Annotated in this window: 14 protein-coding genes; 3 read left to right on the top strand and 11 right to left on the bottom strand. The window is 44.3% G+C overall.

The genetic code is table 11. The annotated features are described in order from the left end of the window. Positions 1 to 108 precede the first annotated feature (108 nt). Together QT973_RS07330 and QT973_RS07325 are read left to right on the top strand one after the other, a co-directional pair. Positions 109 to 2340: a hypothetical protein gene (locus QT973_RS07330; protein ID WP_333243185.1), complete on the top strand. Its 2232-nt coding sequence runs from the start codon at positions 109 to 111 to the stop codon at positions 2338 to 2340. 12 nt (positions 2341 to 2352) lie between these two features. Then, the gene (locus tag QT973_RS07325; RefSeq protein WP_333053362.1) at positions 2353 to 4185 is read left to right on the top strand and encodes a DUF6798 domain-containing protein; all 1833 of its coding nucleotides are present in this window, start codon (positions 2353 to 2355) and stop codon (positions 4183 to 4185) included. Positions 4186 to 4278: 93 nt separating this feature from the next. Here the strand turns inward: QT973_RS07325 and QT973_RS07320 are convergent, their stop codons facing one another. The 4 genes from QT973_RS07320 to rfbC all read right to left on the bottom strand — a co-directional run bounded on the left by QT973_RS07320 (position 4279) and on the right by rfbC (position 8789). Next, the gene (locus QT973_RS07320) at positions 4279 to 5253 is read right to left on the bottom strand and encodes a glycosyltransferase family 2 protein (RefSeq protein ID WP_333053361.1); all 975 of its coding nucleotides are present in this window, start codon (positions 5251 to 5253) and stop codon (positions 4279 to 4281) included. A 94-nt stretch (positions 5254 to 5347) separates the two neighbouring features. Then, entirely contained in the window at positions 5348 to 7141 is a 1794-nt protein-coding gene (locus QT973_RS07315) for a hypothetical protein (RefSeq protein WP_333210376.1), read from the bottom strand. A 221-nt stretch (positions 7142 to 7362) separates the two neighbouring features. Continuing rightward, positions 7363 to 8241, bottom strand: a complete 879-nt coding sequence (gene rfbD, locus QT973_RS07310) for a dTDP-4-dehydrorhamnose reductase (RefSeq protein ID WP_333391038.1) — start codon at positions 8239 to 8241, stop codon at positions 7363 to 7365. Positions 8242 to 8243: 2 nt separating this feature from the next. Beyond that, positions 8244 to 8789, bottom strand: a complete 546-nt coding sequence (rfbC, locus tag QT973_RS07305) for a dTDP-4-dehydrorhamnose 3,5-epimerase (protein ID WP_333053480.1) — start codon at positions 8787 to 8789, stop codon at positions 8244 to 8246. 49 nt (positions 8790 to 8838) lie between these two features. Here rfbC and QT973_RS07300 point away from each other — a divergent pair, with 49 nt between their 5' ends. Next, positions 8839 to 9528, top strand: a complete 690-nt coding sequence (locus tag QT973_RS07300; RefSeq protein WP_333391035.1) for a methyltransferase domain-containing protein — start codon at positions 8839 to 8841, stop codon at positions 9526 to 9528. Positions 9529 to 9613: 85 nt separating this feature from the next. On the opposite strand, the gene QT973_RS07295 is transcribed toward QT973_RS07300, so the two are convergent. The 7 genes from QT973_RS07295 to QT973_RS07265 form a co-directional block, all read right to left on the bottom strand. Next, positions 9614 to 10678: an NAD-dependent epimerase/dehydratase family protein gene (locus QT973_RS07295; protein WP_333053357.1), complete on the bottom strand. Its 1065-nt coding sequence runs from the start codon at positions 10676 to 10678 to the stop codon at positions 9614 to 9616. After that, complete coding sequence (locus QT973_RS07290) at positions 10671 to 11432, bottom strand: glycosyltransferase family 2 protein (RefSeq protein WP_333053356.1); 762 nt, start codon at positions 11430 to 11432, stop codon at positions 10671 to 10673. The genes QT973_RS07295 and QT973_RS07290 overlap by 8 nt, the downstream gene beginning before the upstream one ends. A 3-nt stretch (positions 11433 to 11435) precedes the next feature. After that, entirely contained in the window at positions 11436 to 13139 is a 1704-nt protein-coding gene (locus QT973_RS07285; protein ID WP_333053355.1) for a hypothetical protein, read from the bottom strand. A 264-nt stretch (positions 13140 to 13403) separates the two neighbouring features. Next, positions 13404 to 15404 (bottom strand): chromosome partitioning protein ParA, encoded by a 2001-nt coding sequence (locus QT973_RS07280; protein WP_333053354.1) that lies wholly within the window; start codon positions 15402 to 15404, stop codon positions 13404 to 13406. A gap of 58 nt (positions 15405 to 15462) precedes the next feature. Beyond that, positions 15463 to 18471, bottom strand: coding sequence for a peptidase domain-containing ABC transporter (locus QT973_RS07275; RefSeq protein ID WP_333053353.1), 3009 nt, complete (start codon positions 18469 to 18471; stop codon positions 15463 to 15465). A gap of 120 nt (positions 18472 to 18591) precedes the next feature. Next, positions 18592 to 19341, bottom strand: a complete 750-nt coding sequence (locus tag QT973_RS07270) for a peptidylprolyl isomerase (RefSeq protein WP_333053352.1) — start codon at positions 19339 to 19341, stop codon at positions 18592 to 18594. Between the two features lie 280 nt (positions 19342 to 19621). Beyond that, a partial coding sequence (locus QT973_RS07265; RefSeq protein ID WP_445305689.1) for an O-linked N-acetylglucosamine transferase, SPINDLY family protein occupies positions 19622 to 21222 on the bottom strand: 1601 nt, incomplete at its 5' end.

The raw sequence follows: 21222 nt of genomic DNA, 5'->3' as shown, positions 1-21222 counted from the left end.
GGTTTTTACCGAAATTAAAAGTTTTGATGCAAGATTTTGGCAAAAAAACCCGGTTTCTGACTACCCGTGCGTCCAGGACTATACAATTGATTGAGGGTTGCTAGAGTGATGGAAGTATTTGATGTTGTTTCTTTTAAATTGCCTCGAAAATTTCTAATTGATGGGTTTTTCCTGTTTTTACTTGTTCTCCTCACAGTTGCAGTAACATCAATCTATGTATCCAGCGAACATACTTTTTATTGGTGGGATTACGCGGGATACAATACCGCTACAGTCAACACGGCAAATTTATTTCGAGAGTCGCCAGATAAAGCATGGCGCGGAGTTATAGAATCGCTATCTAAGGAAAAAAACCTATTAATTTCTCTGCCGTTAGTGCCGTTTATTCTCTTATTTGGCGAGTCTCGGCTGAGTTACATTCTCAGTGTATCCCTGATTTATGTGCTGCCGTTTCGTCTGTTGCTGGGGGCAATTTCTGCAAAGCTAATTCCAGTTTATCCCCGCCGGGTATTTTGGTCAACTGTGCTGCTGAGTTTATTAATTCCTATGAGTTGGATACCGACTCTGCGGGGATATCTGGATACTGGCGGCTGTGTGTTTGTAGCCTTGGCAATTTTGGTTTATTTGCAGGATGTCACGCTGAAATCTTGGTGGAAAATCCCGTTGATTGGGTTTTTGCTGGCGGCGGCGATTCTGTTGCGGCGCCATTTTGCTTATAGTGCGATCGCATTTTTTGGTGCCGCGACTTTACAGGCTTTCATCGAGTTTATTGTACAGTATAGCAATCCCAAGGCAGTTATCACAATGGTTCAGGCTTTTAGCCGGGACGGGCTAGAAGCCCATCCCACAAGTCATTTAGGATTGCTATTTCAAAGTATTCAAAACAAAGGTTGGAAAAATTTGTTTGAATCCGCTGTAAAATTGGGCTTGATAGCTGTAACTAGCTTGATTATTTTAATGTTGGTAGCGGGGGATTTTACTCGCAGTGCTCTGACGGTTGACTACCGCAATTTGTATGTCGCTTGGAGTTTGCCTGTAAATGATATTTTAACTCGTTATGCGGATTTTTACGGTTTGGGAACTTGGCTGCTGGTACTGATTGGTTTTTCGGCGGGAATTCTGACTCGAATGCTGGTTCCGGCGGCGGCTATTTTTGTTTCGCTGTTTGGGGTTTTGTCGCTGATTGAATGGCTGTTAGTGTTGCGTTATGGCTACTTGCACTATACAATTCATATTACACCGATCGCACTTTTGGGACTCTCCACATTTTTCTGGACAACTTGGCTGACACTCAAGGGAAAAGTCCGGTATTTCATGCTGGGCGCGGCGGGTTTGTACCTGGTTTTGAATGCCGGAGTCGGGTTAATTCCTCTCAAAATAGATTTGCCAAGACTGTTTGTGGGTAATTTTCCGCCGTTAGTGCGATCGGACTACGATGAAGTTGTAAAATTAGTAGAGTTTCTGCGAAAATTAGCACCGAATGAAGAACCAATTTATATTGCTGGTGCTTCTAACAATTTCAATGCTAATATCCTCAGACAAGCCAACCGAAAATTAAACCCGCCGGAGGGCTGGTGGAAATTAAATACAATCGGGAGGCCGCAAATTGACTCGCGCGATACTTACCCGCTACCGGAGTTGTTGCAGGCACAATATGCGGTGGTTGCTGTACCTTTTCAGCAGGTGTTGCCGACTGACGAACAAGTTTTGCGATCGCACGAACAAGATGTTGTTAAAGTTGTGTACGATGCCTTTACTCAAAACTGGGAAATTGCCCGCGATTTCCAATTGCTACCGGAACAGTTTAAGCTAGAAAACGGCGTGACACTCAGCGTTTACCGGAGGATGCGGCCGACTGATACAGCAACGGCAGTTAGGACTCTGGATGCAATGCAGCGACAAATAGTCGATCGACCAGGCACGCAGTTAGATTGGATTAGTTTGCATCAATCAATCTACACAAGTGCCAATTATTCAGTAAGTCAAGAATCGGATAACCTATATAATATTGTAACTCATCCAATTAAAAACAGCAAGAAACTCGATACATCTTTTCTGTATTTAGGTTCCATTTCAGATAAAGTAAAAGTTACCGGCAAACTCAATTTACCTAACCAACAATGTCCGGGAGTTGCCCTGCGCTTGACTTTGTGGGACAAGCAAGGTAAATTAGTAGACTCAGCAGAGATGGCTTATAGTCAAAAAAGTTATCTCGCCTTAAATCTATTAGTTGAAGGCAAAAATCCCATTTATCTGCTGCTTGAGGTATTGAGTAGCAGCCAACAGGATTTAACAAACCAATGTCAACTGGAGATTAACAATTTGGCTGTCAGTAGATAAATTGAACCGTCAATGCAAAAACATCAAAAATCCCACTGGTATTTTAATCTATCTCTCTATACTTTTGTCATCATCGGCTCCCTGATGGCTACTGGCTATATTTTCCCCATTGGAGGCAATTTCCCAGAAGTGCCGCCTATTCAATTTATGTTAAATCCTGAACTCTACAAAAATGACTATTACGTTCAGGAAATGGTGAAATTTAATCCGAGATATTACTATTATTATATTATCTATTTTCTCGCCAACTTAGGAACAAGCATTCCCCTAGCGCACTTTATTTATCAATTCCTCGCCTTCGGTTCATTTGTCCTAGCTTGCTACGCAATTCTCAATATCTATACTAATTCCAAACTGCCAGCAGCAGCGATGGCTTTTTTATGTATAGCCGCTTCATTTACCGATGTTGGTAACACGCTGATATTTTCCACTAAATCAGTACCCAGTATCTTCGCAATGGGTTTCGCAATCTGGGGAATTTACTTTAGTTTGCGCCAGAAATGGCTGACTGGATATTTCTTTTTTGGACTAGCTTGTCTGCTGCAATTCTTAGTGGGTTTGTTGCCGGGATTGATGATGGTTCCCGTTTTATTTATTGAATCTGTAAGACAGCGGAATTTCAAAACATTGATTTTGGCGATCGCACTTTTAGCAGCAATGGCAAGTATCGTTTACGTACCGATGTTATTAACAGGTACTACCAGCACTCAAACTATCGACAACGCCGATTTTGTCTACATTCACGCAAAAGTCCGCAACCCCCACCACATCCTCCCGTCAAATTGGTATTTGGGGAATTGGTTCAACTTTATATGTTTCATAATTGGTGGCTTACTGTGCATCAAAAATTCCGATTTATTGTCCAAAGAAGACAAGGTTAATTTTTATATAATTGTTACTACATCCATTTTGGGACTGTTTCTAAATTACATATTTGTAGAAATTTACCCGCTGGCTTTTATCGCAAAACTACAGTTAGCTAGAACCGTACCTTTTGCTCAACTAATTATATTTATTGCTGTTGCTTTGACGGTCGAGCAACTTTACAGAGAAAAACACATAGCTATTAGCTTGTTGCTGTTAGCTGTACTAACTTTGCCTTTTAGGGGTATCATTTTCCTAGGATTATCAGTTTGGCAAACAAAAAAATACGTATTTCCCAAACGATATAATATATTGTTGTGGATTTTAGCAGCAGGAACGGTAATTTTCAGCTTGATATATCCGGTGACTGATTCATGGGAAATAATGGGCGATAGAATAATTAGCATCCCAGTTTTTTTCTCAATCCTCGCCTTCCCATTCATTTTAGAAAAAACATCCCTAGCTACATCTATCAAACAAACTCTAACTCACACCTTAGCCTTAATAACTACTGCCACCTTAGTTTGTGGAATAGCAGGAATTCTGCCCAAACCTATATTAAATGTATTTCAAACAAGAGTTAATATCAATGCCGTTCCCAGAGACGACTTAAGCAAATTAGCTGTGCGATTTTCGCAAAGTAGCAGCCGCGATTCACTCGTATTAATTCCACCTTCAGTTACCAGCTTCCAGTTTTTCTCCGAAAGGGCGATTGTCGTCAACTTCAAAAACTTCCCCTTTACCGAAAAAGGCATCAAAGAATGGCAAAATCGCATGGAAGCTGTTTTAGGAGTTCCCTTAAACCCGCAAATGATTTGGGGAGGAAATGACTTTTTCATCCGCCGCAGCAGTGCGGATTTAGTCAAAGTAGCCAGAAAGTATCATGCCGATTATATCCTGACTCGTACTGACTGGCACCCAAATATTCAAGGGGAAATCGCAGACAAACAAGGCAAATGGATACTGTATAAAATCAGATAATACTATTCTTGAAAATATGATATCTTTCTTCAGTCTGCGGAGGCAGACTTTGCTTGTGTAGAAGCGATTTCAATCGCCGTTTCCATCTTGCGGTTAAATATCAAAACCCGAATCATCAATAATTTCGCTAATTTGCTTGTCCACATAATCAGCATCCACATTCCGCGCCATCAACTCAGCCAAAATCCCCAAAGAAATCAACTGCACCGACAGAATTGTACACAAAATCCCAAAAAATAACAAAGGTCGATTGCCGATCGGCCCAAAATTCATCCCCGCCAAATTCAGAAACCAAATAACTATCAAATAACTCAGCGAAACAGTTCCAACAAAGCCAAAACACAAACCCAAACCGCCAAACAAATGACCCGGTTTGTGCAAATATTGCGTCGTGGCTAACACCGTCAACAAATCAATAAAACCCCGCGCATAACGTTCCCAGCCGTAATTCGATTTTCCGTGCTTTCGCGGATGATGTTCCACGACTACTTCGCCAATTTTAAACCCTAAATTGTTTGCTAAAGCTGGAATGTAGCGGTGCAATTCTCCGTACAATTTAATCGACTGCAAAACTTCCCTACGGTAAGCTTTAAAACCGCAATTCATATCGTGCATTTGCACGCCAGTCAGCAAACACGCAACGGCATTAAATAGCTTGGAAGGTAAAGTTTTAGAAAGCGGGTCGTTCCGCTGTTTTCGCCAACCGGAAACTAAATCAAATCCCGATTCTAAATGATGTAAAAATTTGGGAATTTCAGCGGGGTCATCCTGAAGGTCAGCATCGAGAGTAAAGATAATTATCCCTGCTGCATTGCGAAATCCTGCTGAAAGCGCGGCGGATTTGCCAAAGTTGCGGCGCATTTTAATTGCTTTAATTAGTTTGGGATGTTTGCTGGCTAAATCTGTGATTTCTTGCCAGGAATAATCGCGGCTACCGTCATCTATGAAAATGACTTCGTAACTGTCAATTTCTGTTTGCAACATGACAATTTTGATTTTGTCAAACAGCAATTTTAGGGTGGCTTCTTCGTTGTGAACTGGGATTACGAAGCTGAGTTGTTTTGGCATAGAGATATTTTATTTCATTTTTGTTGTTAATGAGATTTTTTTTTATTAACCGCAGAGGGCGCAGAGGGCGCAGAGGAGGAGAAAGAGAGGTTTTTTAGTTTTTATTGATAACTTGGGAGTTTCGTAAGGCTACCCAACCTTTGCGGTTTTTAAAGGAGGCATAGGCTGTCAATAGTTTATCTGTTGGTGATGTTTGAATGTATCCTCTCCAAGCTGCGAATTCGTAGGAAGGGCCAAATAATTTAACTAAATCTGGGCGGGGAAATCCTGACATGGCGAAACCTCTAACGACATTTTCTTGGTTGAGAATGGCAATACATTTTACATTGTTTTCGGGGTCTCCTACCCAGCCAATTACTCTGGCTGCTGTTGGTGCCAGTCTGGTGGCTGTATCAAAGTATCCGGGTACTCCGTCTTTGGGGGCTGACAGTAAATTTGCGTCGATTTTTGTGTCTAATGCTGCACAGAAATTGTGTTTTTTGATGTCTCGGTTAAATGGCACTAAGTTGTTAGTTTTTAAAGCGTCGATTAAGCCGACAAAAGCGGCGGGTTTGTTGCCTACGCGGTCTTTAATTAGGGTTACGTCGGTGATGCCTAGTTGCAGTGATAATGCTACTAACGGTTGATAGGTTGCTCTGTGGGCGATCGCCATTGCAGTTTCGCCTCCCACCCCGTACATTAAAATAATCGCGACTGTGGTGACTGCAAACAGCGGTGTCAACCAACGCCCTTGGATTCTTGGTGTTGGCTGCAACTCGCGCACCCACAATACTGTCAGCACAATTGTGCTCATCCAAAACAAAGCTGGAAGTGTGGCGTAGCGGGAAGCGGTGGCTTGTTCGACGCCAAATCCCGATCGGCTAACCGCGGCCATTAAGGCCGTTTGCAGCGTGTAAAGTTGGATTGATAGCCAAGGCAGCCAATCCGGGCGATCTACCTTTTTTACAAATAGCCAATAACCCACAAAACCCGTCGCTGCAATCAAACCAATTATACCAATAATTGAAGCAACAATAATATTTTCGCTAAAAATTCCGCCGAGATAAATGGGAATATATTCGAGAGTTTTGAGCGGGTTAATTTTAGTTAAAGAAGGGTGATGAGATGGAGTTTTATAAGTTAAAAAATAAATCCCAATCACTGCAATCGAAGCAATGAAATACAAATAAGTTATTCGCCGAGGAAACCGCAGCACAACAGCAGCAGCACACAATATCGGCCACAAACCTAAAGGAGTGCTGTAACTAATACAGCCTAAAACGCCAAAAATAATGCTGCCAATTACCCACTTATTTTGTAAATGCGGGGGCGGGCACGGGGGCACCGCCCCTACCAACTCGTTACCAGGCTCTGCCTCCCTTTTCTTTAATAAATCTGTCACATAGGATTGCAAACAAAATATCGAACAAATCACAAATAAATTAGCAATTATCCAGTGAACACCGCTGAATCCCCGCATCCAATTGTGAGCTGCCGCCGGAGTAAAATTAAAAATAGAAATGCAAAGGAGTAGCGAGATAAATTGCAGCGGAAAACGCCTCATTTTTAACGGCAGCAGAGCAATTAATACGTGGCACTGAATCCAAGCCAAAAACCAGGCAACTAAACACAAACCAATATTTGAACCTTGCGTTACAGCTATATTCAAGCCATAAATAATGGCCGGAATCAAGACAAAATGCTCGTTGGCCCGAAATATCCAATTAAAAGGATTTGTAGAAAAACCGTCTACTGAATAAAAATTCCATGTCATCCACCAATAATCAAAATTAGACAAGTCTCCCGCTTGCGATATCAAGTACAAAATATATGAAGCTGGTATTAGGATGCCGAGAACTGAGGCGGCAATTAAAATATATTGTTGCTTGATTTTCATGGATTCAGACATGGGGTATTTTTAATTAATGGGGCAGGTTTAGCGACGCACTCCCGACAAAGAAACCGGGTTTTTTATTTAATCTCTAGGCTACAGCGAAGGATTTTCGTAAAAAACCCGGTTTCTGGCCACCAGTGGATAAGTCCTATTGTCCTGAATCCCTAAATTTTAGACTAAAGTTCAAACTCCCAGATTCAATGCTGCAAGTAAATCTAAAATCTAAAATCTAAAATCTAAAATCGACTGACTTCTCTTGCCAGCATTTGTCTGAGCCCTTGCCGCCAGTGGGGAGGATACGTGCCCAAAAGTGCTGATATTTTTACCGTAGATAGGACAGAAAAAGCGGGGCGTTTTGCCGGTGTCGGATATTCGGCGGTGGTGATGGGAATTACGCGCTGAACTTTTAGGGGAAAGCCGAGTTGTGCTGCTTCCTCAAAAATGGCGATCGCAAAATCGTACCAACTACAAACACCGCTATTAGTGTACTGGTAAGTCCCAAAAGTTTCTGACCCAAGGAGAGGAATAATTTGTGAAGTCGCCGCACCTAAATCCCGAGTCCAAGTAGGACTTCCGATCTGATCTGCTACTACTCGAATTTCTTCCCTTTCCTTTCCCAACCTCAGCATGGTTTTGACAAAATTACCTTTGCCACCGTTGCCGTAAACCCACGCGGTTCTAATAATAATATGTCGGTTTCCCGATTTGAGAATTGCTGCCTCGCCTGCTAATTTCGACTTGCCGTAAGTTCCCAGTGGATTCGTAGAATCTGTTTCCAAATAAGCAGAACCGTGGCTGCCGTCAAATACATAATCAGTAGAAAAGTGAATCAAACTTGCTCCCTGTTTTTCGCATTCTTCGGCAAAAATTCCTGGGGCAATAGCGTTGACTGCATATGCTAATTCTGGTTCACTTTCGGCTTTGTCTACCGCAGTGTAAGCACCCGAATTGATGACTAAATCCGGTTTAATTTCAGCCATTGCTTGACGGATGCTTTCGGGTTGGGATAAGTCGAGGCGAGTGCGATCGAGCGCAATTACCTCTCCCGAAGATAATAAAATCGGCTGCAATTCTTGAGCTAGCTGTCCGCTGCCGCCTGCGAGTAAAATTTTCATGATCAAAACACTTGAGCTGTTTTCAATGTTTGTCCAGCTTGGTCTTTAGCTGATAAGATTGGTTTGGCACCATCTAGCGGCCAGTCGATCGCCAAATCGGGGTCATTCCACAGGATACACCGCTCGTGTGCCGGTGCGTAATAATCTGTAGTTTTGTACAAAACTTCAGCCGTCTCGGAAACCACTAAAAAACCGTGTGCAAATCCCGCCGGCACCCAAAATTGCCGTTTATTTTCTGCACTCACCAAACACCCCACCCACTTTCCGAAAGTCGGCGAACTTTGTCTAATATCCACCGCTACATCAAATATTTCGCCAGCAACTACCCGCAGCAATTTTCCTTGAGGTTGCTGCAGTTGGTAGTGCAAACCGCGCAACACATTTTTAGAGGATTTGGAATGATTGTCTTGAACAAATTCGGCTGTCACGCCTGTTTTTTCGACAAAAGCTCGGTGATTGAAACTCTCAAAAAAGAAACCGCGATCGTCTCCGAAAATTTTCGGCTCAACGATCAGAACTTCCGGTATTTCGGTAGATATAACATTCATAGTTAGCTGTGAAAGTGATAAACTCATACTCAGTCTAGGCTATTTTACTATGAAAACTGACACATATCTCAAAAAATTGTATGCCAACCGCTTTGATTCGCGACAAAGGCAAGCGAAGGTGGCACTATGGAAAGTTTTAATTGACGACTTCTTACAAAATTATGTTCCTCCCGAATCAGCGGTTTTAGATATAGGCGGCGGTTACTGCGAATTTATCAATCAAATTCGGGCTAAAAAAAAATATTTAATTGATCTTAATCCCGATTCAAAGTTATTTGCTAATGCTGATGTAAATGTGCTTAATATTGATGTGTTGAATTTAGAAAATTACACATCTTTTACCGAACAGTTCGATAGTATTTTTATCTCAAATTTTTTTGAACACCTCCGCAACAAAGAGGAACTTGTAGAAATTATCTCTTTTTGCTTCGAGGCCCTCAAGCCTAGCGGTTCTCTGTTGGTAATTCAGCCTAATTTTAAATATTCATACAAGGAATACTACGATTTTATCGACCATCAATTACCGATAACGCATTTATCGCTACAAGAGCTTTTACAAACTGTCGGGTTTGAAATCGACTTAATTATACCGAGATTTTTACCCTTTTCGACGAAAGGCAGACCGGCCTCGCCCTTGCTGTTAAAAATTTACTTAAAATTGCCTTTTTTGTGGCGTTTTTTGGGAGGGCAAATGTTTGTTAAAGCATCGAAACAAAACAATAGAGGCAGAGCCTCATGACAGGCAATCCTAGTCATATGCAGGCAGAGAGATTCATCTGCGTTTAGCCGCGTTTATCCCCCTGTACCTGCCATTAAAAAAATCCCTACAAAATCGAACTTAAAACCACCTCATTAGCAGCAATCCAATCATAAATATCCTGCAAAGCTGCTTCCGGCCCAATAACAGGCCGCCATCCTGTTTTCTCCATCACCCTAGAAGAATCAGTAATAAAAATCGGAATATCCCCCGCGCGTTCCTCCAAAACAGGATTAATTGAAATCGATTTACCCGTAATCTTTTGGCACAAATCAGTTGTCTCAACCAAAGAAAGACTGTTGCTAAAACCACCGCCTACATTAAAAACTTCGCCGTCAAATTTAGCAAAATTTTCTAACTGATAATTAACTAACCTCAACAAATCTTCCACGTGCAGCAAATCCCTAACCTGCTTCCCACTGCCACCAAAACCGATATAACTCAGCGACTTTTGAAAATAGTGAGCCGCCACCCACAAACCGCAAACTCCCTGATCTACTTTACCCATTTGCCAAGCACCCGTAATTAACCCGCAGCGGTTAATAATTGCGGGTACATTGTATGCTTCCCTGTATTCCTCAATCAGCAATTCCGAAGCTAATTTAGTGGCTCCGTAAAGCGAACGGTGTCCTTTTAATGGGAAGTCTTCTGATATGCCCAACTCGGATATACCGGGTAAAGTTTGCTCAGGGGCGATCGCAAATCTATTGGGCAACTCTAACAGTTTAACAGATTTGACACTGGCGATCGGATAAACCCGACTCGTAGACAAAAACAGCAAACTCGCACCCGTTTGTCTCGCCAACTCCAAAACATTCACAGTGCCCAGTAAATTCGTCTGCAAAACGTACTGAGGCGAACTAAAACCAGCCAGCACAGAAGGTTCCGCAGCACAATCTATAATGCAGTCAGCATTGAGTGCAACTGGATCTAAATCTGCCGCTGTGCGAATATCCCCGTAAACAAACTGAATACCGCAACTTTTAAGGCGAGGCAGATTCAATTCTGAGCCCCGGCGACGCAGGTTATCTAAACAAATTATTTGCCATTCCGGGTGCAGTTTCTTCAGGCCAATTGCCAAACAACTGCCGATAAAACCCGCACCACCAACAATTAAAATTTTATCAGGCATTCACTTTCAACTTTGCTATCTTTCTAGTCCGGTGGTAGTCGCCGCGAGACAGATGTTTTTCGAGCCAGACATACAAGACAATAAACAAATATCGACTGCCCATCTCTTTGATTTTCAGCTTAGAAATACCAGCAGTCCGATTGTACCACCTCAGAGGAATCACCGTATAAGAAAAACCCCGAACAATTGCTTTTAAAGGCAGTTCCACTGTCAAATTAAAATGATGGCTCAGAATCGGTTGCACGCCTTCAATTACTTCTCTGCGGTAAATTTTAAAAGCATTGGTGACATCGCTGTACCGCAAGCCGAAAATACTTTTGACAAACCAGTTTGCTAAGCGGTTAATTACTAACTTGTGAATGGGATAATCAACTATAAAACCACCTTTGATAAAGCGGGAACCGAAAACGCAATCATATCCTTCTTGCAACTTGCGGTATCCTGCTACCAAATCCATCGGATCGTCGGAAGCATCCGCCATCACAATTGCCGCAGCATCTCCGTCAAATTCCACCAATCCCCGACGCACCGCAAATCCGAAACCGTTGGGAGGTTGATTGTTGATGTATCTCACTGTGGGAAAAGTCTCTGACAACTCCTGGCAAATATCAATAGTTCGATCGACACTATTGTCATTCACAATCAAAATTTCGTGCGGAATGCCTTCTAAATCGAGCGTCTGGGCGATCGCCCGCACAGTACCGTACAAACAGCCCTCCTCATTGTGGGCTGGTATAATCACAGAAATTTTCACTCCTCATCCTCCGCGCAACTCGACAAACTGGTTGTCAACAGGATTATACACCCAAGCTTTAATTTCTGTTTGGGCGATCGGCAAATTATTATCCGACAAATCAACAGCCCACCTGGCATTATTGTATAACTCAGATTTTAAACTCTCAGCAATGTCGGGACTGTCCAAATTTACATAAGCGTTAGCAAAAAAAGATTTTTTATCCCCGACAGATAGCAGTACAATATTGGGCTGTTGCAATTTTTCTGGCAAAACCGCCCAACCAGCAGCCTTGACAGCCTCATTTTGCTTAACAGTCAAGGATTTATCGCTAGTTTGAGGTTTGTCTAAATAACCGTAAACTTTCTCCGTATTAGAAATAAACTCTACATTTTTCGCGAACTTGATCCAACCTATTTTGTCGATAATTGCAGCGCCTTCTCTCACCAGCCAAGTTTTTTTGCTCAGCACCCTCAAACAGCTTTCCGGCGAATTATCAAAAAAATCCGACGGTTCCAGATAGTTAATTAACTGCAAACAATCTTGAGCGCCTTGTTTGTAAATAACTGCTAATCTAGTTTGGGCGATCGCCTGCTGAGAGTTAAGAATAATTATCCCAATTAACAGCCCTGCTAACACCCGATAAACAAACTTATAGGTGCGATTTATGGTAGCAATCTTACCTCGGACAAACAATTGACCGAGCTGAACCAAAGCAATTAACAGCAAAATCGAATTAGTCGTATATCTCGACGATTCGATCGCCTGAATCGCCCCAAATTCGGCCCTACCAGCCGTAATAAACAGAGCAGATAAAACCGAAAACAAGGCTATTGACAGCCAAGGTAAAGCCTCACGATGCTCGGTAATCTTTCTCCCAAAGTGGAACACAAAAAATAAGAAACTTGCAAATATTAGCAATCCAACTAATGCTGAAATTCCAGGCGATCGCACAATTGGCGAACCCAGCAAACTTAAAAAGTAATCAATCACCACAAACGGCTTATTCAACAATGAAATAATACTTGCTTTCCGACTAGGATGATAATCAATTGAGTAAACAGCACAAGTTGTCGCAAACAGCAGCATCCAGACAATAAGTCTTTTTCTTTTCTGCGCCGCATTTCCTTCTACAGCCGCCACAGCGGGAATTGCAGCCAACCAAGACAGCAAGCCTTGCGCGAGGGAAAAACTCGCAACAAAGCAGAATACAGCAGCAATAAAGATTCTAATATTAGGCAATAATTTGTGATTTGAAACCAGCGCATAAACCGCAGCGACAAAACACAAATTGACTAAAAACCACGCTAATTGAAATCCCCACAGCCAGTTTTCGTGCTGAACTAGAGAGAAAAGCAAAATACAAGTTAAAATATTAGCTAAATGCCACAAATCATCCCCAACATTCTTAACTTGCATTGAGGATAACTTGTACATAGCGATAAAAGTTATCGCAGCCAAACCTATGCTGAGACACAACTGATAATTAATATTCCATCGGGAAGCAAAAGCCAGCACCGCAATAATTATTTTAGGGAAAAGTATGCGGTGGTTGCTGTGCAAAGCCCAAAAATCGTTAAAAGTTACATTTCCCGCAGCTATTTTTTCAAAAAGGCTAGCTAACCTCCACTCGTCATCAACGGGAACGTTAACGTTAAAATTCGATACAAATCCGATTAATAAGAGGACAGGAATTAGATATAAAGTAAATAATATGATTTTTTTCATTAATATCCAATCCGGTAGCATCGGAATTGTAAAATCTAGTCATATCATGTCCGATCGATTAACCATAATATCCCGGTCAGGGCGGGTTTTTGAGAGTGTAAATTATTCGCAAGTATTGTTGGCTCACGGGCCCCTACAAAAATCGCGATCGCTCGAACGGACATGATATCATCAGCTTTTCGACTGAAAATCAACAGTAAACCGTCAACGGTCAACGGTCAACGGTCAACCGTCAACCGTCAACAGTAAACCGTCAACTGTTCGCTACTTAATAGTCTTGAACGTATCCATTTTCCCAGTAAATCGGTTAATAAACATCTGCAAAACAGTCCGCTTGCCGATATTAATATTAGAACTCACTGCCATTCCCGACTGCAAGTTAACCTCCACTTCATTTGCCTTGCCCTTGTTCAAAACAAACTTCTGATTTTTGAGCTTAATTTTGGTTTTGAAAGCATAGTATTTCCGCAGTTCAGTAGGAGGCTCAGCATCGCTGCTAATCTCTATCACTTCACCCTCAGCAGTACCAAACTCCATCGCCGGGAAAGCTTCTACATTCACTTCCACAGGCACGCATTGGTATTTCGTCAAACCCAGTTTCTCTCTGTTAATTTCCTTCTCTGGACAAACGCAAATTTTACCTGTTTCGCAGTCAATCTTTTCTCCGTCTAATTGCTTGCCGTGATACGGCTCCAATTTGGCCCGCTTCTGTCTCAAAGCATCCAATACCAGAGCCACATTGCTGTTTTCCAGGTAAACAACTGCTTCCAAACCGTTGTCGTCATCCAAAACTTTAAGCAGCTTTTCAGTTTGCTGTGCTTCGTAATAAGCTTCTTCGCAGCGTGCTGGGCGCGGTTCGCCCGGTTTCACCACCGAATTAATAATGGATTGGCATATCGGATCTTTCGCCATATCCAACTTAGCTTTCTCCTTCGTAGAAGGCTTCAAATCGAAGATAACACCGGATACCGGAGCTTTCAGAACTTGAGTGTCGCGGTTTTCTTGAGCCTTTTCTAGCTGAGCGTTCACCTCGGACAACTTTTTCAGGTTTTCCACTTTGAAGCGGCTTAGCTGAGAATCGCTGCTGGCAATTTGTTTCTCGTTTTCAGCAATTTTGGTATAAAGTTCTCTCGCCCAGGCATCCTTGGTATTTTTTAACTGTTCTTGAGCGCGGGCGATGGACTCCTGAATGCGCGCTTGCTCTCCTTGCTGGCGCTGTATGTCAGCACTAATTTTTTGGATGTCGCCTTGACGCGCGTTAATTTCGCCTCGGCGCGTATTGATTTCACCGAGGCGCGTGTTAATTTCGCCCCTGCGAGAGTTGATTTCACCTTCGCGCTGCTTGATTTGATCTTGCTGTTTGAGAACGTCGCTTTGGCCTCTGAAAACATCTTGTTCTTGACGTTCTTTTTGCAGTTCAGCGATGGCTCCTTCCTCCACCAGGGGGGCGAGTCGGCCTAGAATGTTTTGATTCGACTTCAATACTTGTTGCGATTTCGCTAACTGTTCTTGGGCCAAATCTCTCTGAGCCAGGGCGGATTTTACTTGCTCTTGCGAAGAAGCTAACTGCTGCTGGGCATAATTTAATTGGTTCTGGGCAAAACCCAATTGTTGCTGTGCGACTATCATTTGATCGCCGGCAGCTTTCTCAGCATCCTGAGCTTGCTTCAGTTGTTTTTCCAACTCCTGAACTTGGCCTTGAGCTGCAGCGACGCGAGACAGAAATTCCGATCGATAATTAACATAAAGTCCTTGCTGAGCAGCATCAAAATTTCCGCTGGCTCCCCGATTGAGGTACAGTTCGTCAATCAAAGCTTGCAGCACTTGATTTTGTGCCGTGAGGCTCTGTCTGTCCCTGATTGTTGATTCTAGGTTAGAAGGAACAGGGCCTTGAATTTTGCCGTTGACAACATCTTCGTAAAATTTATTTTCCTTTTCCAGAGCTTCTTTAGTTTTCTGAACCGATGTTAAATCGGCACTGGGCGCAACAGGGTTGAAAGTGAGCAGAGGCTGGTTTTTTTCCACGCGATCGCCATTTTCAACGTGAAGTCTCACCACAGCGCCCGTAGCAGGTGCTTGGATGTCTCTAGCACCATCTTTGAGTTCCAATTGACCCACAGCGGGGACAGCTTGCTCTACGCTAGCAAAATAAGCCCAAACTACAGCAGAAGTGGTCATCAGCATGATCATCCACAAAAACAAGTGCGACCAAATCGCTGGTTTTTCGAGAATGACTGGTTGCTCAGAAAGTATTAACGATTTCATAGCCATTTGTTAGTTCTCAGTTGTTAAGGGTTAGCGATCAGTTGTGAGTTGTTAGAGATTAGGTATTCGATGACTCTTGTTGTTGGAAGAGGCAGTAGTAACGCCCTTTAAGAGCCATTAATTCTTTATGAGTTCCCCGCTCGACTACAGAACCTTGATCCATCATAATAATTACATCAGCGTTTTGGATGGTAGTCAGGCGGTGAGTAATGAAAAACACCGTGCGGCCGGCGAAAGCTTCTGCTAAGTTATTGCAAACTTGGCGTTCGGAATGGTAGTCGAGGGCGCTTGTAGCTTCGTCCAAAATCAGCAGTTTCGGGTTTTGCAAAATCGTCCGGGCGATCGCCAAACGCTGTCTTTGACCCCCAGAAAGCGAGGAACCACGCTCTCCGACTATCGTATTGTAGCCAGCAGGCAAGCCCATAATAAAATCGTGAGCTACCGCTAATTTCGCAGCTCGCACAATCTCATCCGTACTCGCATCTGGATTACTCAGAGCAATATTTTCCTGCACAGTACAGTTAAACAGCAAAGTATCTTGCAACACCACCCCAAGTTGGCTGCGGAGCGAGTACAGTTCCACCTTAGAAATGTCATAGCCGTCAATAAAAATCCGGCCCGACAGCGGCGGATAAAGACGCTGCAACAGCTTCATCGCCGTACTTTTACCGGAACCGCTTCCCCCCACAATTCCCACAAAACTGCCAGCGGGAAATTCCAAATTAACATTAGCCAATTGCAGTGCCCCGCTCTCCAGGAATCGGAAGGAAACCTCCTCATAGGTAACCTGCCCTTGAATTGCCGGCAGCGGGATATTGCTGCGATCTTCATCGCTGGTTTCCGTCGGCGTATCGACCACATCCTTGAGCATATCGATCGACATCGAGACTTCTTGGAAACTCTGCCAGACGCTCACAAAACGCAGCAGCGAACCAGTCACGTTCCCGGAAATAATTCGGAAAGCAATCAACTGACCCAAAGTAATCTCATTTCCCAGTACCAAATAAGCTCCCACCCACAACTGAGCTAAGTTACCCACCTGGTTTAAAAAGCTGCTAATCGTACCGGCCGTAGTCCCCGTGATAATTGTTTTAAAACTGGCTGTAATGTATTTTGCGTAGCGGCTCGACCACTCCCAACGGGATTTCAATTCAATATTTTGAGCCTTAACAGTTTGAATCCCGCTGACTACTTCCACTAAATAAGATTGAGAGTCAGAAAAACGCATATTTCTCTGTTTGATCAGGCGCAGCACCAGCGGATTGATTAGAACAATCATCAGCCCCAGTACCGGTACCACTGCCAAAGATACAAACGTTAGCTGCACGCTGTAGGAGAGCATCACGGCGACGTAAACCACCGAAAATACCGCATCGAGAACCACTGTCAGAGCTGTACTCGTCATGAATTCCCGAATCTGGCCCATCATGCTGAATTTGTAAACCAGATCTCCGACGCGCCGATTGTCAAAGTAATTTTGGGGCAGCCGGAGCAAGTGGTCGATGACTTCTGCACTCAATTTGACATCAATGCGGTTTGAGGTATCTATAAACAAAAAGGTACGCAAACCGTTGAGCAGTCCTTCAAACAGGGCAACACCTAACAGAAATGCACCCAAAATATCCAAGGTGTCAATGCTGCGCTGACCTAATACTTTATCAATAATTACTTGGCTGATTAATGGGTTGGCAAGACCAAATAACTGTACAAAAAACGAAGCGAGCAACACCTCAAAAAACACTGTCTTGTGTTCCATCAGCGCCGGCACAAACCACCAGAAGCTGAACTGCTCTTTTTGTTCGACTTGCGGAGCTTGCAGCAGCAGGACTTCTCCTGATTCTCCCCAGATTTCTTTAAACTGAGGTATCCGCTTCCGCATTAACCCTTTTTCGGGCGTGGCCATCACCAATTCTTGCTCGGTGATGCTGTAAATAATGGCAAAGCTGGTTTCCCATTTAATCATTACGGGAGCTTTGATGCGGTTGATGGCTTCTGCGGGCACTTGCGCCAATTGGGGCGTCAGGCCGATGCTTTGGGCGATCGCCCCGCAGGCTTGCATACTGATAGAACCAGCGGTTTTTAACTGATTTTCTAGAACTTTGCGGATGATATCTCGACGAAACTTGAGGCCGAAATACTTGCTCAACATTTGGAAGCAAGCAAGCGGGGCCTCAATCTGCCCTTTGGCCCGGAAAACTGGGTATCTCCCGGCATCCTTTGGTTGGTCGGTTTTGGGTTCTGGGGGACGATCGGGGGCGTCTATAACCGCGATCGAGGTTCCGTTGGGCGGATTCTGCCCAGAGCCTCCTGTCTCTGTCGTGCCATTTAATGGGTCTGTTTCGGGTTGGGCTTCGGGGGGTTCCCGGAAGCCGACCAAGCGAGCGCCGAGGCGGCCTTCTACTTTTAAGGATTTGGCTGCGTTTTCCACAGAGAAGCGGCTGCCGGTGGGAAAGTCGCCCAAGACGCCGCTGCTGACGAGCCAAATTCGATCGGCATCTAGCTCTTTGGCGATGTCTTGAGTTTTTTTGTTGCCGTTTGGTACGTTGACAACTGTCGCATCTTGCCAAGCTTGCAGGGTGAGTTCCTTGAGATTGGAAGTGCCGTCGGCTTGGCGCTGCAATTCCAGGCTCAACAGTTCAAATACTTCGCTCAAGGAACAGTGTTCGCGAAAGGATTCTCCAAATGTCGGCTGTTTTTCCAGTACGCTCAGGAAATCTTCGGCAGGTAGGACGATCGCGATCACATCTGTAGAGGCGATCGCGGTTTCGCAGGGAACCCCCCTGAGCAAGCCAGCCCAGCCCAGGATTTCCTTCGACTGCACCAAGCGTAAACTTACGTGGCGCTGCGAGCGCTGGTCAAAGCCCAGCAGCCGGGCCTGGCCTTGATAGATAATTGCCACCTGAGTCGGCATTTTTTCCCGTTCAAACAGGGGTTGCCCCGTCCGGTAGCCAAGGAGTTGGCATTTAGCCACCAAGGCTGTCAGAGCCGTCTCTGACAGTCGGTCAAAGGGAGGTGTTTGAGCTAGGAAATCCTGAATTTGGGAGAGGGAAACAGCGGAAGAAGTCATCCAATTTTAGATTTTAGATTTTAGATTTTAGATTGAATCCAGGGGGTTTTTGTCAGGATGCTACGCTTTTTCAAGTCTCCACGGATAAATCCGGGGGCCCCTGACCCAATTGCTGGATTGTCATGATATTGAAGACACGGAGGAGAGGGGCTGTAGCGGGCCTATTTGCGATATCTGTTCGGCGAGCCAGCTTTCAAATAGTTCGTTAATCAAGTGCAGCCGCATCGATTCATCAAGCTGGGCCGGCATGAACTTTTCTAGCCGAATAATTACCATCCATTCTGCCAGAGGACGCGGCGTCCAGAGTTGATTTGGCTGGCTGACGGACAAAAGTTTGCTGATTGCCGGGTGGGGCTGGCTGAGGGGTACGGGGCCCAACAAGCCGCCTGACTTGGACTCCGGCCCTTCGGAATAGTCGCGGGCCACTTCAGCAAAGGTTTGTTCCCCTTCGAGGATGCGAAAGTAAAGTTCGTTTGCCAGTGCTGGATTTTTGGTGCGTACCAGGGAATAGACTACGTGGTCTAGGCTGGCTTTGCGGGTTAAAAAATAATTATCTACTTTAGGTCTCCAAGTTGCTTGCTTAAATTTTTCGATCAGCAAGGGCCTAACGGCCATCTCTTGAAGTTCTTCTTCCGTCATGTTTTGGCTACGCAGCCAAGCTTCTTTGGCTTCCGGGGCTGTCAGTTGGTGTTGTGCCAGAAAGTCAAGGACGGCGGATTTTCGTTCTTCGTCGCTGCAACTAAAGGATGCGATCGCTTGGTCTACTATTACACCCCGCAAGAATTGTGGCATCAACTGATACCGCTTCAGGAGCGATGGCATATCTTGAGCTTGCAATAATTTATCGCCTATTTGAAAAAGTCCTGTCATTTTTTTATCTCCAACTGACTTGCGCTTCCCCTTTTAATTTAGCTGTGGCAGGAAAAGAGCGACAACCACTAACCCCTCGATTCCCCGATGATAGCAGACCGTCAGTGGGCTAGCGCTATTGCTGTCTATTTCTTGACGCTCTGCCTAGCGAGGGGTTCCCCGCGGGGCTCAGAATGGTAACGGGATGCGAGAGTGAGAGAGTGGGAAAATCTTCCCTCAACATCTACCCGTTAAATCCCGTACACTGCTTAGTTGCTGAACTTCCTTCTTCCTTCTTCCTTCACTCTCGGAATAGTTTTTCAAAGAGTGCTTCGAGTTGGGTCGAGCAAGCGCGACTGTCGAGATATTTGGGGTTTGCCGCCATTTTTTGCTGGATTCGCTCGCGGTAGTGCCGGCGCAGTTCTGGGTTGGTTCCCAGTGCTGTGTTCAGCTCTAAATAAGAGTTCTCGCTGTCAGCTACCAGTTCCGGAATTAGTAGTTCTTCGAGGACTGCGGCTGATTGTCGCGATCGAGTTTTTTGCCCTTTTCTTACCACTACAGGCAACCCCACCAACAGGGGTTCTGCTAAGAAGCAGCCACTGCTGTATGGATAGGAGTCTAAATATATATCAGCCAATTCCAGACATTTTATGCAATCTGCGCGAGATGGCAGCGCCTTAATCACAACTAAGCGCTTTTTGTCAATCCCAAATTCGGCAAAGAGCGATCGAATTTGGTTGTAAAAAGGCACCGTCGGATAGTTTCCATTGCGGGAACTAAAGGGATACAAAACTAAAATAGAATTCGGTACGGCAGCAATAATTTTTGCCCAAGTTTCTCTCAATTCTGGGATAATTGTCCAAGCTTGAGCGCCGGACATGAACACTACAGATTCGTCGGTGGCTCCCCAACTCCTGCGAGTCGGTTCAACTGTGGCAGGTGCTGACCCTACAGTATAGCTTACACAAACTCCCGACCCTTTTAAAGTAATTAATTTTTCGCGAAACTCTGCAGCAGCACCTGCGGGCAATGTCAAATCTCCAGCAATGAAATAATCGATATTTCGGGTGCCGGTGGTTGCGGGGGTTGATGCACCGGTAGCGATTTGCACCCGCGCTAGTCGGTGCAGGCACAGCAGCGCGCTTGGTTGAGAAGTGTCGGTAGTATTGGTGCAGATTAGCAGAATATCTAAATCGTGCGATCGAATTTCTCGGACTTGATTGGGCAAAGTTTCTGACAGTTGCACCAGTTTGTCAGCGCAATTTTCGCAATATTTCCCCAGTCGCTCGTCTTGTACCTGGAAATAGTACACAATAATTTCAAATTTGCTTCTGTCTAAATATTCAAAACTCGCAATTGCAGCACGAGTCTCGGATTCCTCACTAATTTTATCCAGCAAAAAGCCAACTCTGATTTTAGTTCTTTCAGGTTCTCTCTGAGGAAAATTCCATTCTATTTGACTGCCGATATTTTTCAAATGAAATTCCAGAATATCAGCTCGCTGACTCAATATATTGAGCAGATTGACCTCGTCGCTCAAATACAAAGCTTGGAAGCTAACACTTTTGGCAATAAAAGCTGCCAAATAACGCCAAACTTCTGAATCTGGAAAACTGGCGATATTAGCAGCGACGTACTTGATTAACTGCTGGAAATATTCAGAGTAACTTTCTACTTCCGACTTGGGTTGAAACTGATATCTTGCACCCTTCTCAATTACTTGTTTAGGAACAGGCAAGATGCCTGTTCCACCAGCAAATTCATCTTGTGTGGAACCAACAGGCAAGATGCCTGTTCCACCAGAAAATTCATCTTGTGTGGAACCAACAGGCAAGATGCCTGTTCCACCAGCAAATTCATCTTGTGTGGAACCAACAGGCAAGATGCCTGTTCCACCAGAAA

Source organism: Microcoleus sp. Z1_A1 (genome assembly GCF_036700305.1).
Taxonomy (GTDB): Bacteria; Cyanobacteriota; Cyanobacteriia; order Cyanobacteriales; family Microcoleaceae; genus Microcoleus.
This window is presented reverse-complemented; position numbering and strand designations above follow the sequence as displayed.

Bases quoted from the DNA above. Each gene is read 5' to 3' on its own strand.
- QT973_RS07330 (WP_333243185.1), top strand. From the start codon at position 109: ATGGAAGTATTTGATGTTGTTTCTTTTAAATTGCCTCGAAAATTTCTA.
- QT973_RS07325 (WP_333053362.1), top strand. From the start codon at position 2,353: ATGCAAAAACATCAAAAATCCCACTGGTATTTTAATCTATCTCTCTAT.
- QT973_RS07320 (WP_333053361.1), bottom strand. From the start codon at position 5,253: ATGCCAAAACAACTCAGCTTCGTAATCCCAGTTCACAACGAAGAAGCC.
- QT973_RS07315 (WP_333210376.1), bottom strand. From the start codon at position 7,141: ATGTCTGAATCCATGAAAATCAAGCAACAATATATTTTAATTGCCGCC.
- rfbD (WP_333391038.1), bottom strand. From the start codon at position 8,241: ATGAAAATTTTACTCGCAGGCGGCAGCGGACAGCTAGCTCAAGAATTG.
- rfbC (WP_333053480.1), bottom strand. From the start codon at position 8,789: ATGAATGTTATATCTACCGAAATACCGGAAGTTCTGATCGTTGAGCCG.
- QT973_RS07300 (WP_333391035.1), top strand. From the start codon at position 8,839: ATGAAAACTGACACATATCTCAAAAAATTGTATGCCAACCGCTTTGAT.
- QT973_RS07295 (WP_333053357.1), bottom strand. From the start codon at position 10,678: ATGCCTGATAAAATTTTAATTGTTGGTGGTGCGGGTTTTATCGGCAGT.
- QT973_RS07285 (WP_333053355.1), bottom strand. From the start codon at position 13,139: ATGAAAAAAATCATATTATTTACTTTATATCTAATTCCTGTCCTCTTA.
- QT973_RS07280 (WP_333053354.1), bottom strand. From the start codon at position 15,404: ATGAAATCGTTAATACTTTCTGAGCAACCAGTCATTCTCGAAAAACCA.
- QT973_RS07275 (WP_333053353.1), bottom strand. From the start codon at position 18,471: ATGACTTCTTCCGCTGTTTCCCTCTCCCAAATTCAGGATTTCCTAGCT.
- QT973_RS07270 (WP_333053352.1), bottom strand. From the start codon at position 19,341: ATGACAGGACTTTTTCAAATAGGCGATAAATTATTGCAAGCTCAAGAT.